Source organism: Stappia sp. WLB 29, from assembly GCF_023507705.1.
Taxonomy (GTDB): Bacteria; Pseudomonadota; Alphaproteobacteria; order Rhizobiales; family Stappiaceae; genus Stappia.
In genome coordinates this window covers 44,935-60,598 of the sequence record NZ_JALBGD010000003.1, presented here as the reverse complement: position 1 = coordinate 60,598, position 15,664 = coordinate 44,935, and the positions used below count along the sequence as shown (strand labels likewise).

Annotated in this window: 13 protein-coding genes; 6 read left to right on the top strand and 7 right to left on the bottom strand. The window is 70.2% G+C overall.

Annotation, left to right across the window (positions count from 1 at the left end):
- Positions 1-11: 11 nt before the first annotated feature.
- From phaZ to rph, 4 genes are all read right to left on the bottom strand, one after another.
- Positions 12-1,616, bottom strand: a complete 1,605-nt coding sequence (gene phaZ / locus MNI96_RS06570; protein ID WP_349629132.1) for a polyhydroxyalkanoate depolymerase — start codon at positions 1,614-1,616, stop codon at positions 12-14.
- Between the two features lie 277 nt (positions 1,617-1,893).
- Positions 1,894-3,051, bottom strand: coding sequence for a radical SAM family heme chaperone HemW (gene hemW / locus MNI96_RS06565; protein ID WP_502960308.1), 1,158 nt, complete (start codon positions 3,049-3,051; stop codon positions 1,894-1,896).
- Entirely contained in the window at positions 3,048-3,695 is a 648-nt protein-coding gene (rdgB, locus tag MNI96_RS06560) for an RdgB/HAM1 family non-canonical purine NTP pyrophosphatase (RefSeq protein ID WP_249691475.1), read from the bottom strand. The genes hemW and rdgB overlap by 4 nt, the downstream gene beginning before the upstream one ends.
- Before the next feature lie 7 nt (positions 3,696-3,702).
- Entirely contained in the window at positions 3,703-4,416 is a 714-nt protein-coding gene (gene rph, locus MNI96_RS06555; RefSeq protein ID WP_067338896.1) for a ribonuclease PH, read from the bottom strand.
- A gap of 261 nt (positions 4,417-4,677) precedes the next feature.
- On the opposite strand from rph, the gene hrcA reads away from it, so the two are divergent.
- The 4 genes from hrcA to MNI96_RS06535 all read left to right on the top strand — a co-directional run bounded on the left by hrcA (position 4,678) and on the right by MNI96_RS06535 (position 8,655).
- Positions 4,678-5,745, top strand: coding sequence for a heat-inducible transcriptional repressor HrcA (gene hrcA, locus MNI96_RS06550; RefSeq protein ID WP_249691474.1), 1,068 nt, complete (start codon positions 4,678-4,680; stop codon positions 5,743-5,745).
- Between the two features lie 37 nt (positions 5,746-5,782).
- Entirely contained in the window at positions 5,783-6,589 is an 807-nt protein-coding gene (gene moeB, locus MNI96_RS06545; RefSeq protein WP_249691473.1) for a molybdopterin-synthase adenylyltransferase MoeB, read from the top strand.
- Positions 6,586-7,365 (top strand): M48 family metallopeptidase, encoded by a 780-nt coding sequence (locus MNI96_RS06540; protein WP_349629131.1) that lies wholly within the window; start codon positions 6,586-6,588, stop codon positions 7,363-7,365. The genes moeB and MNI96_RS06540 overlap by 4 nt, the downstream gene beginning before the upstream one ends.
- Before the next feature lie 87 nt (positions 7,366-7,452).
- Entirely contained in the window at positions 7,453-8,655 is a 1,203-nt protein-coding gene (locus tag MNI96_RS06535) for a multidrug effflux MFS transporter (protein WP_249691472.1), read from the top strand.
- Positions 8,656-8,667: 12 nt separating this feature from the next.
- On the opposite strand, the gene MNI96_RS06530 is transcribed toward MNI96_RS06535, so the two are convergent.
- A complete protein-coding gene (locus tag MNI96_RS06530) occupies positions 8,668-10,986 on the bottom strand; it encodes a transglycosylase domain-containing protein (RefSeq protein WP_249691470.1) in 2,319 nt (772 codons plus the stop codon).
- Between the two features lie 278 nt (positions 10,987-11,264).
- Here MNI96_RS06530 and MNI96_RS06525 point away from each other — a divergent pair, with 278 nt between their 5' ends.
- Both MNI96_RS06525 and MNI96_RS06520 read left to right on the top strand, forming a co-directional pair.
- On the top strand, positions 11,265-11,567 hold the full coding sequence (locus tag MNI96_RS06525) for a DUF1330 domain-containing protein (protein ID WP_249691468.1): 303 nt from the start codon (positions 11,265-11,267) through the stop codon (positions 11,565-11,567).
- Positions 11,564-12,043: a GNAT family N-acetyltransferase gene (locus MNI96_RS06520; RefSeq protein WP_249691466.1), complete on the top strand. Its 480-nt coding sequence runs from the start codon at positions 11,564-11,566 to the stop codon at positions 12,041-12,043. Before MNI96_RS06525 ends, MNI96_RS06520 begins: the two co-directional genes overlap by 4 nt.
- 15 nt (positions 12,044-12,058) lie before the next feature.
- Here MNI96_RS06520 and olsB read toward each other — a convergent pair whose 3' ends face one another.
- Positions 12,059-12,928, bottom strand: coding sequence for a l-ornithine N(alpha)-acyltransferase (gene olsB, locus MNI96_RS06515; RefSeq protein ID WP_249692188.1), 870 nt, complete (start codon positions 12,926-12,928; stop codon positions 12,059-12,061).
- 314 nt (positions 12,929-13,242) lie between these two features.
- A complete protein-coding gene (locus tag MNI96_RS06510) occupies positions 13,243-15,558 on the bottom strand; it encodes an ATP-binding protein (RefSeq protein ID WP_249691463.1) in 2,316 nt (771 codons plus the stop codon).
- Positions 15,559-15,664: the final 106 nt, after the last annotated feature.

Here is a 15,664-nt window from a genome sequence, read left to right as displayed (position 1 = left end):
CTGCCCGCTGCTCAGTGCGTGGCGGGCTGCTCGGCGAGCTTGCGGGCCTGCTCGATCCAGCCGTCGCGGTCGATGCGGCCGCGGAAGTCGAGGCGGCTGTCGAGCGCGGCGATCTGCTCGTCGGTGAGCGCGGCGATCTGCCAGTAGTGGAAGATGCCGGCGCCGTTGAGCGCGGTCTGCAGCTTCGGACCGACGCCGGAAATCGCGGTGAGGTCGTCGGCAACGCCGCGCGGCCTGGCCAGCAGCACCTCGGCCAGCGGATCGGAAGCCGCCTTTGCGGGCGCCTTTGCAGCGGGCTTCGCCTCTGCAGGCTTCTCGGCGACGGGAATGGTCACCTCGGCGGATGCCGACTTCGCCGTGTCGGCGGCCTTGGGCGCGCTGGCCGGCAGATGCGCGTGGCTGCGCATGAAGTCGAGGATGCGCGGGGCGATCTCCGAGCGGAAGCGCGAGCCGTTGAACACGCCGTAATGGCCGACATCGGGCTGCATGTAATGGGCGCGCAGGTCGGGCGAGAGATTGACGCACAGGTTGTGCGCCGCCATCGTCTGGCCGCGGCCGGTGATGTCGTCCTTCTCGCCCTCGATGGTGAGCAGGGCCGAGCGGCGGATGGCGCCGCAATCGACCAGATCGCCGCGATGGCGCATCTTGCCCTTGGCGAGCGCGTGGCGGATGAACACGGTCTCCACCGTCTGCAGGTAGAACTCCGCCGTCAGGTCCATCACGGCGAGATATTCGTCGTAGAAGTCGCGGTGCTTCTCGGCATTGTCGCCGTCGCCGGAGACGAGATGCTGGAAGAACTCGTGATGGGCGTTGACGTGCCGGTCGAGGTTCATGCTCATGAAGCCCGAAAGCTGCAGGAAGCCCGGATAGACGTCGCGCATGAAGCCCGGCTGCGGGAACGGCACCTTCATGATGACGTTGCGCTCGAACCAGTCGATGCTCTTGTTCTCGGCCAGGTCGTTGACGGCGGTCGGATTGATCCGCGTGTCGATCGGCCCGCCCATCAGGGTGACGCTGGCGGGGACGCAAGGGTCGTTGTGCGCCTCCATCACCGCCGTGGCCGCGAGCACCGGGACCGAGGGCTGGCACACGGCCATGACATGGGTGTCCGGGCCCAGGAATTGCAGCATCTCGATGACGTAGTCGATGTAGTCGTCGAGATCGAAGCGCCCCTCGGTGAGCGGCACCATGCGCGCATCGATCCAGTCGGTGATGTAGATGTCCGCGCTCGGCAGCATCGTCTCGACCGTGCCGCGCAGCAGCGTCGCATAGTGGCCGGACATCGGCGCAACCATCAGGATGCGCGGGCCCTTGTGCTTGCGCTCGCCGAGCTTGCGGTCGAAATGCAGGAGATTGCAGAACGGCTTCTTCCAGACGATCTCCTCGCGTACCGGCACCTTGACGCCGCTGACGGTGGTCTGGGTGAGGCCGAATTCCGGCTTGCCGTAGCGCCGGGTCATCCGCTCGATCATCTCGCAGCCCGCGGCGACCGAGCGCCCGATCGGGGTGTGAGAGAACGGATTGAGCGGGTTCTGGAAGTACAGGCGCGTCATGTCCGCGCTCGCCCGCAGCGGACTCATCGCCGCATGATTGAATTCGTAGACCTGATAGAACACGTGACCGACCTCGCAATCTCCGTGAGGCGGTGCAGCATAAGCCGCCTGCCTTTTTTCGCATTGCAAAATAGTATGACAAAGATCAACGCCGCTTCAACCTGTACGGAGGTCTACATCGGCCGAAGCGGTGCGGGGATACCGGACGCAGCGGTTCCGCGGAGGGAAACTTCTCGCAAGCGCTGCGAAAACGCGAGACAAGACAGGATCTTGCCGGAAGCGGCCACGCGGTGGAAAAAAGTTGCGGTGCCTGCGTTTTTTCAGAAGATATCGTAAAAAATCACGATGCAAGATCGGCGACGACGGCGTCCAGAACGAGGCATCCGGCCGGCGTGACTCGCATTCGCGTGCCATCGAGTCGTTCCACCATGCCGTGTTCGATGAGGTCGGCGACACGCCGCGGATCGATCCGGCGGTCGGAAATCGCCTCGAAACGGGCAAGGTCGACGCCCTCCACCAGCCGCAGGCCCATCAGGAGGAACTCGTCGCCCTGCTCTTCCTGGGTCAGCGACATGTCCTCCACCAGCCCCTCGCCGCGCGCCTCGACGGCGGCGAGCCAGGTCTCGGGGTGGCGTTCGGTGGCGGTGGCGAACTTGCCGTTGCCGCCGGTCAGCCGGCCATGGGCGCCGGGGCCGACGCCGACATAGTCGCCGTAGCGCCAGTAGACGAGATTGTGCCGGCATTCCGCGCCGGGCACGGCGTGGTTGGAGACCTCGTAGGCCGGCATGCCGTGGGCGGTGCAGATCTCCTGCGTCAGGTCGTAGAGATCGGCGGCGGTGTCGGGATCGGGCACCACCAGCTTGCCGGTGCGGTGCAGCTCGAAATAGGGCGTGCCCTGCTCGATGGTGAGCTGGTAGAGCGACAGGTGGTCGGCGGCAAGGCCGATCGCCTCCTCCAGCTCGGTGCGCCAGGCGGCGGCGCTCTGGTCGGGCCGGGCGTAGATCAGGTCGAAGGAGATGCGCTCGAAGGTCGCGCGGGCGATGCCGATCGCCTCGCGCGCCTGGGCAGCGTCATGCAGCCGGCCGAGGCGCTTCAGGTCCGCATCCCGCAAGGACTGCACGCCGAGCGACAGGCGGTTGACGCCGGCCGCGCGATAGCCGCGGAACCGCTCCGCCTCCACCGAGGATGGGTTGGCCTCCATCGAGACCTCGACGGTGGGCGAGATTTCCCAGTGGCCGGCGATGGCGTCGAGCACGCGGCCGACGGTCGCGGGGAGCATCAATGACGGGGTGCCGCCGCCGAGAAAGATGGAATCGACCCGGCGGCCGCGCGTGCGGGCGGCGAAATAGGCGAGTTCCCGCTCGAAAGCCGCGGCAAAGCGCGCCTGATCGACGCCGGCATGGCGGACATGGCTGTTGAAGTCGCAATACGGGCATTTGGCCTCGCAGAAAGGCCAATGCACATAGATGCCGAAACCGCCGTCCGCCTGCGCCATCATGCCTCCAGGCAGCGCGCCGAGAAGTCCGCGAAGGCGCGGGCACGGTGCGACAGCGCGGTGCCGTTCTGGCCGTGCTTTTCCTCCGCCGACATCTCGCCGAAGGTGCGGCTTTCGCCGTCCGGCTGGAACATCGGGTCGTAGCCGAAGCCGCCGCTGCCGCGCGGCGGCCACACGGCGGTGCCCTCGACCTCGCCGCGGAACAGGGCGATCTCGCCGTCCGGCCAGGCAAGGCACAGCACGGCGACGAAGGACGAGCGGCGGTCGGCCGGAGCGGTCGCGCCGGCGGCATGCAGCTTTTCCTCGATGGTCCGCATCGCCATCGCGAAATCCTTCTCCGGTCCCGCCCAACGGGCCGAGTAGACCCCGGGATCGCCGTTCAGCGCGACGACGCAGAAGCCGCTGTCGTCGGCGAGCGCCGGCAGGCCGGACGCCTCGGCGGCCGCGCGCGCCTTCAGCTCTGCATTTGCCTCGAAGGTGGTGCCGGTCTCTTCCGGCTCCGGCAGGCCGAGCGAACCGGCCGAGACGACCTCGTAGCCGTAGGGCGCCATCAGGTCGTCGAACTCGCGCAGCTTGCCCGGATTGTGGCTCGCCAGCACGATCCGGCCCGGCTCGAGCCGGCGCACGGGGGAGGGGGTGTCGGTCATGCGCGCCTCACGAGATCGCCATCTTCTGCAGGTCGACCAGCCGGCCGATGCCGGACTTGGCCAGCGCCAACAGCTGGGCGAACTGCTCCTCGGAGAAGGGCTCGCCCTCCGCCGTGCCCTGGATCTCGACGATGCCGCCGGAGCCGGTCATGACGAAATTGGCGTCGGTGTCGGCGTCCGAATCCTCGAGATAGTCGAGATCGAGCACCGCCTGGCCGCCATGGATGCCGCAGGAAATCGCGGCGATATGGTCCTTCAGCACCTTGCCGGCGACCATGTCGCGGGCGCGCATCCACTCGATGCAGTCGTGCAGGGCGACCCAGGCGCCGGTGATCGCGGCGGTGCGGGTGCCGCCATCGGCCTGGATGACGTCGCAGTCGACGGAGATCTGGCGCTCGCCGAGCAGCGGCAGGTCGACGATGGCGCGCAGCGAGCGGCCGATCAGCCGCTGGATCTCCTGGGTGCGGCCGGACTGCTTGCCCGAGGACGCCTCGCGGCGCATGCGCTCGCCGGTGGCGCGCGGCAGCATGCCGTATTCTGCCGTGACCCAGCCGCGACCCTGGCCGCGCAGCCAGGGCGGAATGCGCTCTTCCAGGCTCGCCGTGCACAGCACATGCGTGTCGCCGAACTTGACCAGGCACGATCCTTCCGCGTGCTTGGAAACGCTCCGTTCCAGCGTCACGGCGCGCAACTCGTCCGCTGCACGTTTGGATGGCCGCATGTCGATCCCCTTCAAGCCTGCCGCGCGGGGCGTCGATGCCCCTTGCTCCTGTTTCGCGTCCCTCTTAATCCAATATGGGACCGGAATGAAATGCCTGTCTGCCGCTTGTCCCGTGGCGCGGCCGGTCGGACCGCACCTAAGGCATGGGCAATCGCGCGCAGGGCGCACTATATTCGGGGATGCGCCGCGATGCCGGGCGGAGCGACGGGGCAGGGGACCTGAAGTGCCGAAGGTGGATTTGCAGAACCGGGGAGCAGGAACGTGACGCTGGGTGTGCCGTCCGTGAGCCTTGGCGATCTCGACAAGCGGTCGCGGGAGATCTTCCGCGCCATCGTCGAATCCTATCTCGACACCGGCGAACCGGTGGGGTCGCGCAACCTATCGCGCCTGCCGGGCATCCAGCTGTCGCCGGCCTCGATCCGCAATGTCATGTCGGACCTGGAACATGCCGGGCTGCTCTATTCGCCGCATACCTCGGCCGGACGCATGCCGACGGAAGGGGGCCTGCGCTTCTTCGTCGATGCGCTGCTGGAGGTCGGCGACCTGACGCGCGAGGAGCGCGACCAGATCGACATCCAGGTCAAGGCGGCGCGCAGCGAGCGCACCAGCGAGCAGCTCTTGACCGAGGCCAGCCAGATGCTGTCCGGCCTGTCGCGCGGCGCCGGCGTCGTCTTCACCCACAAGGCGGACGTGCGCCTGCGCCATGTCGAATTCGTCCGCATCGAGCCGCTGAAGGCGCTCGTCGTGCTGGTCGGCGACGACGGCTCGGTGGAGAACCGCATCGTCGACCTGCCGCCGGGCCTGCCGCAGACCGCCCTGATCGAGGCGTCGAACTATCTCACCAGCCTGATCCGCGGGCGGACGCTCGCCGAGGCGCGGCGCGAACTGGAGATCCAGCGCGACCGCCACCAGAAGGAGCTGGACGAGCTGACCGCCAAGCTGGTGGAAGCGGGCATCGCCACCCGCTCCGGCGTGGTCGACGCGGCCGGCTCGCTGATCGTGCGCGGCCGCTCCAACCTGCTGTCGCATCTGGAGGCCGAGCAGGACCTGGAGCGCATCCGCCTGCTGTTCGACGATCTGGAGAACAAGCGCGACCTGATCCAGCTCTTGACCGCCGCCGAGGGCGGCGAGGGGGTGCGCATCTTCATCGGCTCGGAGAACAAGCTGTTCTCGCTGTCCGGCTCCTCCATCGTCGTCTCGCCCTTCCGCGACCAGGACGAGAGGATCATCGGCGTGCTCGGCGTGATCGGCCCGACCCGGCTGAACTATGCCCGCGTCATCCCGATGGTCGACTATACCGCCCGGCTGGTCGGCCGCCTACTGCGCTGACCATTCGCCTCCTTCTTTCGACGCTCCGGATCCCTTGATGACCCCGCTTTCGCCCGCAGAACTCGAACGCTATGCCCGCCACATCGTGTTGCAGGATGTCGGCGGCCCCGGCCAGCAGAAGCTGAAGGCCGCAAGGGTGCTGGTGATCGGCGCCGGCGGGCTCGGCGCGCCGGTGCTGCAATATCTGGCGGCGGCCGGCGTCGGCACGCTGGGCGTCGTCGACGACGACACCGTGTCCCTGTCCAACCTGCAGCGCCAGGTGATCCACGACACCGACCATCTCGGCGAGCCGAAAGTGGCGAGCGCGGCCGAGGCGATCGCCCGGCTGAACCCGCATGTGAAGGTTGAGCCGCATGTGGCGCGGCTCGGCGCGACCAACGCGCTGGCGCTGATTTCGCGCTACGACCTCGTGGTCGACGGGTCCGACAATTTCGCCACCCGCTACCTGGTTTCCGATGCCTGCTTCTTCGCCGGCAAGCCGCTGGTCACCGGCGCGGTCGGTCGGCTCGACGGCTCCCTGACGCTGCTGAAGCCGTACGAGGCGGGCGAGGACGGCACGCCGAACCCGACCTATCGCTGCCTCTTCCCCGAGCGCCCGGCGGACGGCTTGCTGCCGACCTGCGCCGAGGCCGGCGTGCTCGGCGCGCTGACCGGCATCGTCGGCACGATGCAGGCGATGGAGGCGATCAAGGAGATCGTCGGCTTCGGCGAGGGCCTGCTCGGCCGGCTGCTGCTGGTCGACACCCGCTCCATGCGCTTCGAGACGATCCGCTATCGCTGGAGCGCGAAGAACCCGCTGAACGGCACCGTCCGCAAGCGCTTCGACGAGCTGGCCGGCGCGTGAGCGGCTTGTTCCGCCTGCGCCGGCAACAACCGGTCCTGCCCGAGGCGATCACGCTGGAGATCGACGGGCGGGAGCAGCGCATCGTGCTGCGCGGCAACCCGCAGGCGCGCCGCTATATCCTGCGCGTGCCGCCGGACGGCGGCGCGCCGGTGCTGACCGTGCCGAAGGGCGGAACCCTGGCCACCGCGCGCGACTTCGCGCAGCGCCAGCGCGGCTGGCTGGCCGGGCGGCTCGGCGAGCGGCCCGAGGCGGTGCCGTTCGCGCAAGGGGGCGTGATCCCGCTGCGCGGGGCGGCGCACCGGATCGTTGCAGCGGGGGGCTTGCGCGGACTGGTGCGCGCCGAGCCGGCGCCGGAGCCGGATGCGGACAGCGAAGCCGAGGGCTATGCGGTGGGCCGGCTGCTGGTGCCGGGCGCGGACGAACACATCGCCCGCAAGCTCACCGACTGGCTGAAGCGCGAGGCGCGGCGGGACCTTGAGCGCGCGGTCGCGCGCCACGCGGAAGCGCTGGGCCGCACGCCGACGGCGCTCACCTTGCGCGATACCCGCAGCCGCTGGGGCTCCTGTACCTCGGACGGGCGGCTGTCCTTCTCCTGGCGGCTTGTGCTTGCGCCGCCGTCGATCCTCGATTACGTCGCTGCCCATGAGGTCGCCCATCTCGCCGAGATGAACCACGGCCCGCGCTTCTGGGCCCATTGCCGCCGCCTTGCCCCGCATACGGAGGAGGCGCGCGACTGGCTGAAGCGCGAGGGCGGCCGCCTGCATCTCTACGGCTGACCCGGCAGTTCCGCCCGCCAGCCGCCCTCTCCCCACCGGCGCCCGCCCGAGCTCGCGGCCGCGCGCCGCCGCCAGAAGGCCGCTCGCATGCTCAAGCCGGACACCCTCAAGCCGGACACCTGGGCGCTCACCATCCTGCTCGCCAGCCTGACGGCGCTCGGCCCGATCTCCACCGACATGTACCTGCCGGCGCTGCCGTCGATCCTGCGCGATCTCGATACGACCCACGCCTCGGTGCAGCTGACCCTGTCGGTGTTCCTCGTCGGCTTCGCCGCCGGACAGGTGTTCTACGGCCCGCTCGCCGACCGCATCGGCCGCAAGCCGGTGCTGATCGCCGGGCTTGCCATCTATGCGGTGGCGAGCCTTGCCTGCACGCTGGCGCCCACCGTCGAGGTGCTGATCGTCGCGCGCTTCTGCCAGGCCTTCGGCGCCGCCGGGCCGGTGGTGCTGGCGCGCGCGGTGGTGCGCGATCTCTACGAGGGCCCGCGCGCGGGCCAGGAGCTCGCCCGCATGGGCTCGATCATGGGCCTTGCCCCGGCGATCGCCCCGTTCTTCGGCGGGCTGATCGCGGCGGCCGGCGGCTGGCGCTTCGTCTTCCTGGTCTCGGTCGCCTTTGCAGCCGCGGTGATCGTCGGCGTCTGGCGCGGGCTGCCCGAGACGATCCGCGCACGCGAGACGGCGCCCTTCTCGGTCCGGGCGATCCTGTCGGGCTTCGGCGGCCTGCTGCGCCACCGCGCCTATGCCGCCTATCTGGCGGTGGTGACGCTGACCTATTGCGGGCTGTTCGCCTTCATCTCCGGCTCGTCCTTCGTGCTGCAGGACATCTTCGGGCTCTCCCCCTCGCTCTACGGGATCGCCTTCGGCGTCTGCGCCGGCGCCTATGTGGTGGGAACGCTGATCGGCCAGCGGCTGGCGCCGAAAAAGGGCGCGGAAGTGACGATCCTCACCGGCTGCGCGGCGCTGGCGCTGGGCGGGGCGGCGATGATCGTCGCGGTTCTCGCCGCGCCTTCGGCGCTCTCCGTCATCGCGCCGATGATGCTCTACATGGTGGGGGTGGGCCTTGCCCTGCCGCAGGCGCAGGCCGCGGCGCTGATGCCCTTCCCGGACCGGGCCGGCAGCGCCTCCTCGCTGATGGGCATCTGCCAGATGAGCATTGCCGCGGCGGTCGGCATCGGCGTCGGCGCCACCCATGGCGGCACCGCCCTGCCGCTGGCGCTGATCATCGCCGCCAACGGCTTCGGCGCGGTGCTGGCGCTGCTGGTCAGCCGCCGCGCCCGCATGGCCGGCTGAGGGGCCTGTCGATCAGCCCCCGAAGATCCGGTTGAGGAGGTCGAGCGGGCCGCCCCCGCCGCCGTCCGAATCGCGCATCGGCGGCAGCCGGCGCGACGGATCGCCCTCGGCGGGAATGTCGCGCATCGGCATGTCGAGCGGCGCTGCGGCAGGCTCCGCCACCTGCACCGGCCGGTCGGACACGCCCGGAAGGCTGGCGACCGGCAGGCCCTGGTGCCCCGCCTGCATCACGTCCTTCCAGACCTTGGCCGGCAGCGAACCGCCGGTGGCGCGCTTGGTCGGCGAATTGTCGTCGTTGCCGAGCCAGACGGCGGTGGTCAGCGAGCCGGTATAGCCGATGAACCAGCCGTCGCGGAAATCCTGGCTGGTGCCGGTCTTGCCACCGGCCGGCCGGCCCGGCAGATTGGCGATCTTGCCGGTGCCGGTGGTCAGCGTCTGCGCCATCATCATGTTCATGTCGGCCAGCGTCGCATGGTCGATGACCCGCCCCGCGCCGTCGCCGGTGCGCGCATAGAGCACCTTGCCCTCGAGCGTGCGGATCTGGCGGATGACATGCGGCACCACCGCATAGCCGCCGTTGGAGAACGGCGTGTAGCCGGCGGCGATCTCCAGCGGCGTCACCTCCGAGGTGCCGAGCGAGATCGACAGGTTGGAGGCGAGCGGCGAGGTGATGCCGAGCTTGCGGGCGGTGCGGATGATGGCGCGCGGGCCGACTTCCTCGGCGAGGCGCGCGGCCACGGTGTTGAGCGACAGCGACAGCGCCTCGGTCAAGGTCACCGGGCCGCGATAGGTCTTGGTGTAGTTCTTCGGCGCCCACTTGCCGATCTTGATCGGCTCGTCGACCCGCACGGTCGCCGGCGTCAGCCCGCGCTCCAGCGCGGCGAGATAGACGAAGGGTTTGAAGGCGGAGCCGGGCTGGCGCCGGGCATTGACCGCGCGGTTGAACTGGCTCTGCGCATAGTCGCGCCCGCCGACCAGCGCCTTGACCGCGCCCGATCCGTCCAGCGTGACGATGGCGCCCTGGCCGACGCCGAGCTTGGCGCCTTCCTCGGACAGGGCGCGGCGCAGGGAATCCTCGGCGATGATCTGCAGGCCGAGATCGATCGTCGTGTCGACGACGATGTCGTCCTCGATGGCGCCGACATAGCCCGGCAGCAGCTCCATCACCCAGTCGGCAATGTAGTTCTCGCTGGCCGAGGTGTGGTGGGTGACGACGCGCAGCGGCGCGGCGATGGCATCGCGCGCCTCGGCATCGGTGAGATAGCCCTCCTCGGCCATGGCCGCGAGCACGGTGGTGGCGCGTTCCTGGGCAAGGTCCGGATTGCGGGTCGGGGCGTAGCGCGAGGGCGCCTTGAGCAGGCCGGCGAGCGTTGCCGCTTCGGACACGCTGATCAAGCGCGCCGACTTGCCGAAATAGCGCCGGGCGGCCGCATCGACGCCATAGGCACCGGCGCCGAAATAGACCCGGTTGAGATACATCTCCAGGATCTCGTCCTTGGAGTAGTTGGTCTCCAGCCACAGCGCGAGGACCGCCTCCTGGACCTTGCGTCGCAGGGTCCGGTCGGGCTCCAGGAACAGGTTCTTGGCGAGCTGCTGGGTCAGCGTCGAGCCGCCCTGCACCAGCCGGCCGGAGGTGATGTTGGTCAGCACCGCACGGCCGAGGCCCAAGGGATCGAGGCCGAAATGCGAGTAGAAGCGCCGGTCCTCGATGGCGATCACCGCCTGCGGCAGATAGGGCGGCAATTGTTCGAGCCGCACCGCCTCGCCGCCGGTGTCGCCGCGATTCGCCATCAAGGTGCCGTCGGCGGCGACGATGCGCACGTTGGGCGGGCGCTGCGGCACTTTCCATTCGGAGGTCGGCGGCAGGTAGGCGGCGTAATAGATGAGGACGCCGACGCCGGCGATGCCGCCCCAGATGCACAGGACGAAGCTCCAGTAGAGGCCGCGCTTCAGCAGGCGCGCGAACCCGCCGCCCTGGCGCTTTGCACGGGACTTGCCGCGCCCGCCCTTGCGGCCGCCGCCCTTGCCGCTGCTCCTGCCGCCATTGCCGCCGCCCGAGAGCCGGCCGCCGGAAACCCCGCCGAGACCGGAACCATTACCTGACCCGTTGCCCGAACCGCTGCCAGAACCGTTGCCGGCGCTCTCCAGCGAGCCGGCCTTTCGGGGCGCACGCTTGCGGGCCGGGGCGGAGGAAGAGGAAGAGGGCGCATGTCCGCCGGCCGCCGGCCGGTCGGCGCCGGTCAGCCGCATGTCGAGCGTTGCGCCGCTGCGCTCCATCTTCGGCTCGACGCGGGCGGGGCGCCGGCTTCCGGGTGACGATCCGCGAGCCATCGATTCGGTCTGTCCCTCCAAGGTGTACCAGGGGCGTCGGCTGCTGGTCGATCCGGTGCGGATCCTCCGGCACAGCGCGCCTGACCGAGCTTCGCCTTGGAGCCTAAATGCGGCGATTTAAGGGGGTGTTAAGTACGGCAGGATGGCAGCGGTTCGCGCCCCGGCACGGCTTTACAGCCCTACCGGCCGCGCGCTACGCCTTGGCCCCACACGCGGGGGCGACACGCGGCAGCACAGGGCGGCCGCAGTCCCGACGCAACTCCATGAAAGGTGCAGGCATGGCGAAGGCATATTGGGTGGCACGGGTCGATGTGAGCGATCCCGACGCCTACAAGAAATATATCGAGGCGAATGCGGAGGCGTTTCGCGCCTATGGCGCCCGCTTCATCGTCCGCGGCGGCCGCTTCGAGTGCAAGGAAGGCGCCGCGCGCCAGCGCAACGTGGTGATCGAGTTCGACAGCTACGAGAAGGCGCTCGCCTGCTACGAGAGCGAAGCCTATGCCTATGCCAAGTCGCTGCGCGCCTCGCACGCGGTGTCGGATCTGGTGATCGTCGAGGGCTACGACGGCCCGCAGCCGTGACCGCCTCCGCCGGGGCGTTCGTGGTGCGGGTCGCAGGCCCCGAGGATGTCCCGGCCCTGCACGAGCTGTGGATGGCGCAGGCGGACCGGCGCGACTGGATGCCGGCCGCCTCGCCGGGCGGCCTGCTGCCCGAGCTCGACGTGCTGGCGGCGGAAAACCGCGTCTGGGGCGCCTTCCGGGGCGGCCGGCCCGTCGCCGTGGCGGCGGCGGGCGAACTGGACGGGGCGATGTGGCTGTCGGTGCTGGGGGTGGCGAGGGAGTGCCGCGGCCGCGGCCTGTCGCGCTCGCTGCTGGCCTCGGTGCTCGGCCATGGCGCCTTCGCCTGCTATCCCGCGCTCATCGCCTTCGCGCGCCCCGAGCGCGGCGGTTTTCTCGATCATGTCGGCTTCGTGCGGCTCGACGCGGACCAGATCGAACCCGGCGCGCGGAACATCGCCGCCCGCTATCGGTTGGAGCCCTGGGCGCGGCGGCTTTGAGCCGCGCCGCAGCGGCTACTGGCTGGCGTAGCGGCCGGCGTCGGCGCCGTAATGGTTGACGTAGCGGCTGTTCAGCGCCTCCACCGGCATGACGATCAGCACGTCGGTGGTGCCGAACTGGTGGTCGACGACCGCGCCGTCGCCGATATAGGCGCCGAGCCGCAGGTAGCCCTTGATCAGGGGCGGCAGCTCGCGCAGGGCCTGGCGCTCGTTGACCTGGGCCTTGGGCATGCGGTTCATCTCGACATAGCGCTCGCCGACGGCGCGCACCCGCCAGGCTTCCGGCGCCCGCGCATTGTGGTGCAGGAAGGCGAGCTGCGAGGCCATCCGGTCCGGATCGGTGCCCTCGATGGAGGCGCAGCCGACCATCACGTCGATCCGGTGCATCAGGACATAGGCCCAGATGCCGTGCCACAGCAGCTCCACCGTGCGCTTGGTGCGGTAGGGCTTGAGCACGCAGGAGCGGCCGAGCTCCAGGAACTGCAGCCGCGGATGAGCGTCGACCAGCGACTGGATGTCGAATTCGGCGGCGGTGTAGAAGCCGCCATGGCGCTCGGCGACGTCCTGGCGCAGCAGGCGGTAGGTGCCGACGATGCGCGGCTTGCGCCGGCCCAGCTTGTTGCGCTCGGTAAGCTCGTGGTCGAGCACCAGGAGATGGTCGCAGATGTCGTCATAGGCATCGACGTCGCGCCTGGCCGCCTGGGTCGCGGCGTCGGCGATGGCCGACATCTCCTCGTAGAAGACGTGGTAGCGCAGCTCCTGGGCCTTGCGGATCTCCTTGGCGCTGCGGGCGAGGCGCACTTCCAGCGATCCGATACGGCCGAGGCTGGGCACGTTGCGGCCCGAGGGGCCGGCCTTCATCCCGGCAAGCCAGCTCGTCGCCATCGCCGGAGCGAACTTGCGCATCAGGCTGCGCGGCGACAGCGGCGACAGAACAGCGTTTCTTGACATGGCCCCGAGCCTTCCCTGCTTGCCTCCCGCGGACGCCGCCACGCAACGGGGCCGGTTTCGGGTACGCCCGGCCCGGCCATTCTCGTGTCTTTCTTGCCTGCCGATCCGGGGGCTGCCGGCATCCTCAACCGGCAAAGAATCCCGGCGGAAGCAGGCAGGCGAATCGGCCGCGTATGGCGGACGGCCACGATGCTGGCCGTGCCGTAGACCATACTTTCCCAACACTTGCGTGACAATTGGCGAAGTTTTCAGTCCGCTCCCGCCAGCGGGGTCTCGGCCGGGCGACGGAAGATGCGCCGGCGAAGCAGGTCCGGGTCGAGCGGCTTGGACAGCACCGCATCGGCCCCGGCGGCCAGCGCCGCCTTTTCCGCATCCGCGGTGACATCGGCGGTCACCACATAGACGGGCGCGCGCGACCAGCCGCCGGCTGCCTCCATCTCGCGGAAGCGGCGGATTGCCGCAATGCCGTCGACGACGGGCATGTGCAGGTCCATCAGCAGCATGTCGCAGGACCCGTCGGCCGCCGCGGCAAGGGCGGCGGCGCCGTCGGCGGCCACCACCGGCTCGTGGCCGAGTTTGCGCAGCAGGGCCTCGCTGAGCATCCGGTTGATGTCGTTGTCGTCGGCAACGAGGACGCGCAAGGGGCGCGGCGCGCAGGCATGGTCGCCGGCCTCGTCCGTCAGCGAGCGCGGCTCGGGCCGGTCCCAGGGCGACAGGCCGGTGTCGCGTCCGAGCAGCGTGGCGCAGAGCTCGGCCAGCGAGGCGGCGCGCACCGGGCGGATCAGGTAGCCGCCGAAGCCGGCCTCGCGCAGGCGCGGCAGCCGGTCGCGCTCGCTCGGCGCCAGCAGCACGCCGGCAGGCGCGGCAAGCCCGGCGGCGCGGGCGCTGGCGAGCCAGGCGCCGGCGTCCGTGACGGCGAGCGGGTCGAGCAGCACCAGATCGGCGGCGAGCAGCTTGTCGTCGCCCTCCTCCGTGCCGGGCGCCAGCAGCGAGGTCACGGCGCCTTGCGCGGCGAGCGCCCGGGCGATCAGCGGCATCTCGATGCGGCTGGCCGAGACCAGCGCGATGCGGGCGCCGGCGAGCGCGCGCGCTGCCTCGTTTTCCGCTCCCGGCGCGGGCGCTGCGGCCTCCAGCGGCAGCTCGACGCGGAAGGCGGCGCCCTCGCCCGGCGCGGACTTGGCCACCACGTCGCCGCCCATCAGCCGGGCCAGCCGGCGCGAGATGGCAAGGCCGAGGCCCGCGCCGTCGAAGCGGCGGGCCGGGCCGTGGTCGACCTGCTCGAACTCCTCGAACAGCCGCTCGGCCTCTTCCGGGGCAAAGCCGATGCCGGTGTCGCGCACTGTGATGGCGAAGCGGCGCGCAGGACCGTCGGCAGTCGCTTCGCCGGTCTCCACAATCGGCTCGATGCAGATCTCGACGCCGCCGGTCTCGGTGAATTTCAGCCCGTTGCCGGCCAGGTTGAACAGGATCTGGCGCAGCCGCGTCGGGTCGGCGACGAGGCGCGCGGGCATGTCGGGCGAGATGTAGCAGCCGATCTCCAGCCCCTTCGACTGGGCCCGCGGCGACAGCAGCTCCACCACGCTTTCGGCAAGCGGGGCGAGGGCGATCTCCTCCGGCGCCAGATCGAGGCGGCCGGCCTCGATGCGCGAGAGGTCGAGCACCTCGTTGATCAAGAGCAGCAGGATCTCGCCGGAGGCGCGCACCGCCTCCACATAGCTCGCCTGCTCGGCCGTCAGCCTTGTGTCGGCGAGCAGGCCGGTCATGCCGAGAATGCCGTTGAGCGGGGTGCGGATCTCGTGGCTGACGGTGGCGAGAAACCGGCTCTTGGAGGCGTTGGCGGTCTCCGCCTGGTTGCGCGCGGCAAGCAGCGCGTCCTCGATGCGGCGGCGGTCGGTGACGTCGCGCAGGATGGTCTGGATCAGCGGTTCGCCGCTGGCGCCGTCGCGCACCGGCACGTCGCGCCGGGCGAACCAGCGCTCTCCGCCGGCGGTCTCCATGCGGATGTCGCGGCTGGCCTCGTCCCCGGCCGTGCCGCCGTTCGCTTCCGGCAGGGACGGGGCCCAGCCTTCCGGAAACAGCCGTTCGGCCGCATCGTTGGCATAGACGATCTCGCCGCCGGCGCGCCAGCGGGTGACCACGTCGCCGAGCGTGTCGAGCACGTCGCGCAGCCGGCCGTCGCTTTCCTTCAGCCGCCAGGCCTCGTCGCGCAGCTGTTCGTTCTCGGACTGGAGCAGGTTGCGTTCGGAGGCGAGCGCGGCAAGGCGGGCGCTCGCCTGCGCCATTTCGCGCATATGGGTGCCGCGCTGGGCCTGCAGCACTCCGCCGAGGCCGATGGCAAGCCCGGCAAGTGCCAGCGCGCTGCCGGCCGCGGCAAGGCGCAGCGGCTCGGGAACCAGCCAGACGGTGAGCGCGGCGCCGGCGAGAAAACCGGCGGCGGCCACGCCAAGCGTCAGCAGCGAGGGGCCGGAAACGGCGGGCGTGCGCGGGGAAGCTTCGGCGCGCTCGGGGGCGATCGCGCCGCTGTCGCGGTGCTCCGTTCCGTCATGGCGTTTCGGGGCGGCCACCTGCTCTCCTCGTCAAGGGTCGGGTCCGCGCAAGGCGCACGAACCCGCCCAGTGTCGGCCGGAGAGATTGAGAAACCGTTGCGGCGAAAGGCCTTGGGCGCGGGGC

What these genes read in the sequence shown, in the direction of transcription:
- hemW (WP_502960308.1), bottom strand. Translation starts at nt 3,051, where the DNA reads ATGATGGCGCAGGCGGACGGCGGTTTCGGCATCTATGTGCATTGGCCT.
- rdgB (WP_249691475.1), bottom strand. Translation starts at nt 3,695, where the DNA reads ATGACCGACACCCCCTCCCCCGTGCGCCGGCTCGAGCCGGGCCGGATC.
- rph (WP_067338896.1), bottom strand. Translation starts at nt 4,416, where the DNA reads ATGCGGCCATCCAAACGTGCAGCGGACGAGTTGCGCGCCGTGACGCTG.
- moeB (WP_249691473.1), top strand. Translation starts at nt 5,783, where the DNA reads ATGACCCCGCTTTCGCCCGCAGAACTCGAACGCTATGCCCGCCACATC.
- MNI96_RS06535 (WP_249691472.1), top strand. Translation starts at nt 7,453, where the DNA reads ATGCTCAAGCCGGACACCCTCAAGCCGGACACCTGGGCGCTCACCATC.
- MNI96_RS06530 (WP_249691470.1), bottom strand. Translation starts at nt 10,986, where the DNA reads ATGGCTCGCGGATCGTCACCCGGAAGCCGGCGCCCCGCCCGCGTCGAG.
- MNI96_RS06525 (WP_249691468.1), top strand. Translation starts at nt 11,265, where the DNA reads ATGGCGAAGGCATATTGGGTGGCACGGGTCGATGTGAGCGATCCCGAC.
- olsB (WP_249692188.1), bottom strand. Translation starts at nt 12,928, where the DNA reads ATGGCGACGAGCTGGCTTGCCGGGATGAAGGCCGGCCCCTCGGGCCGC.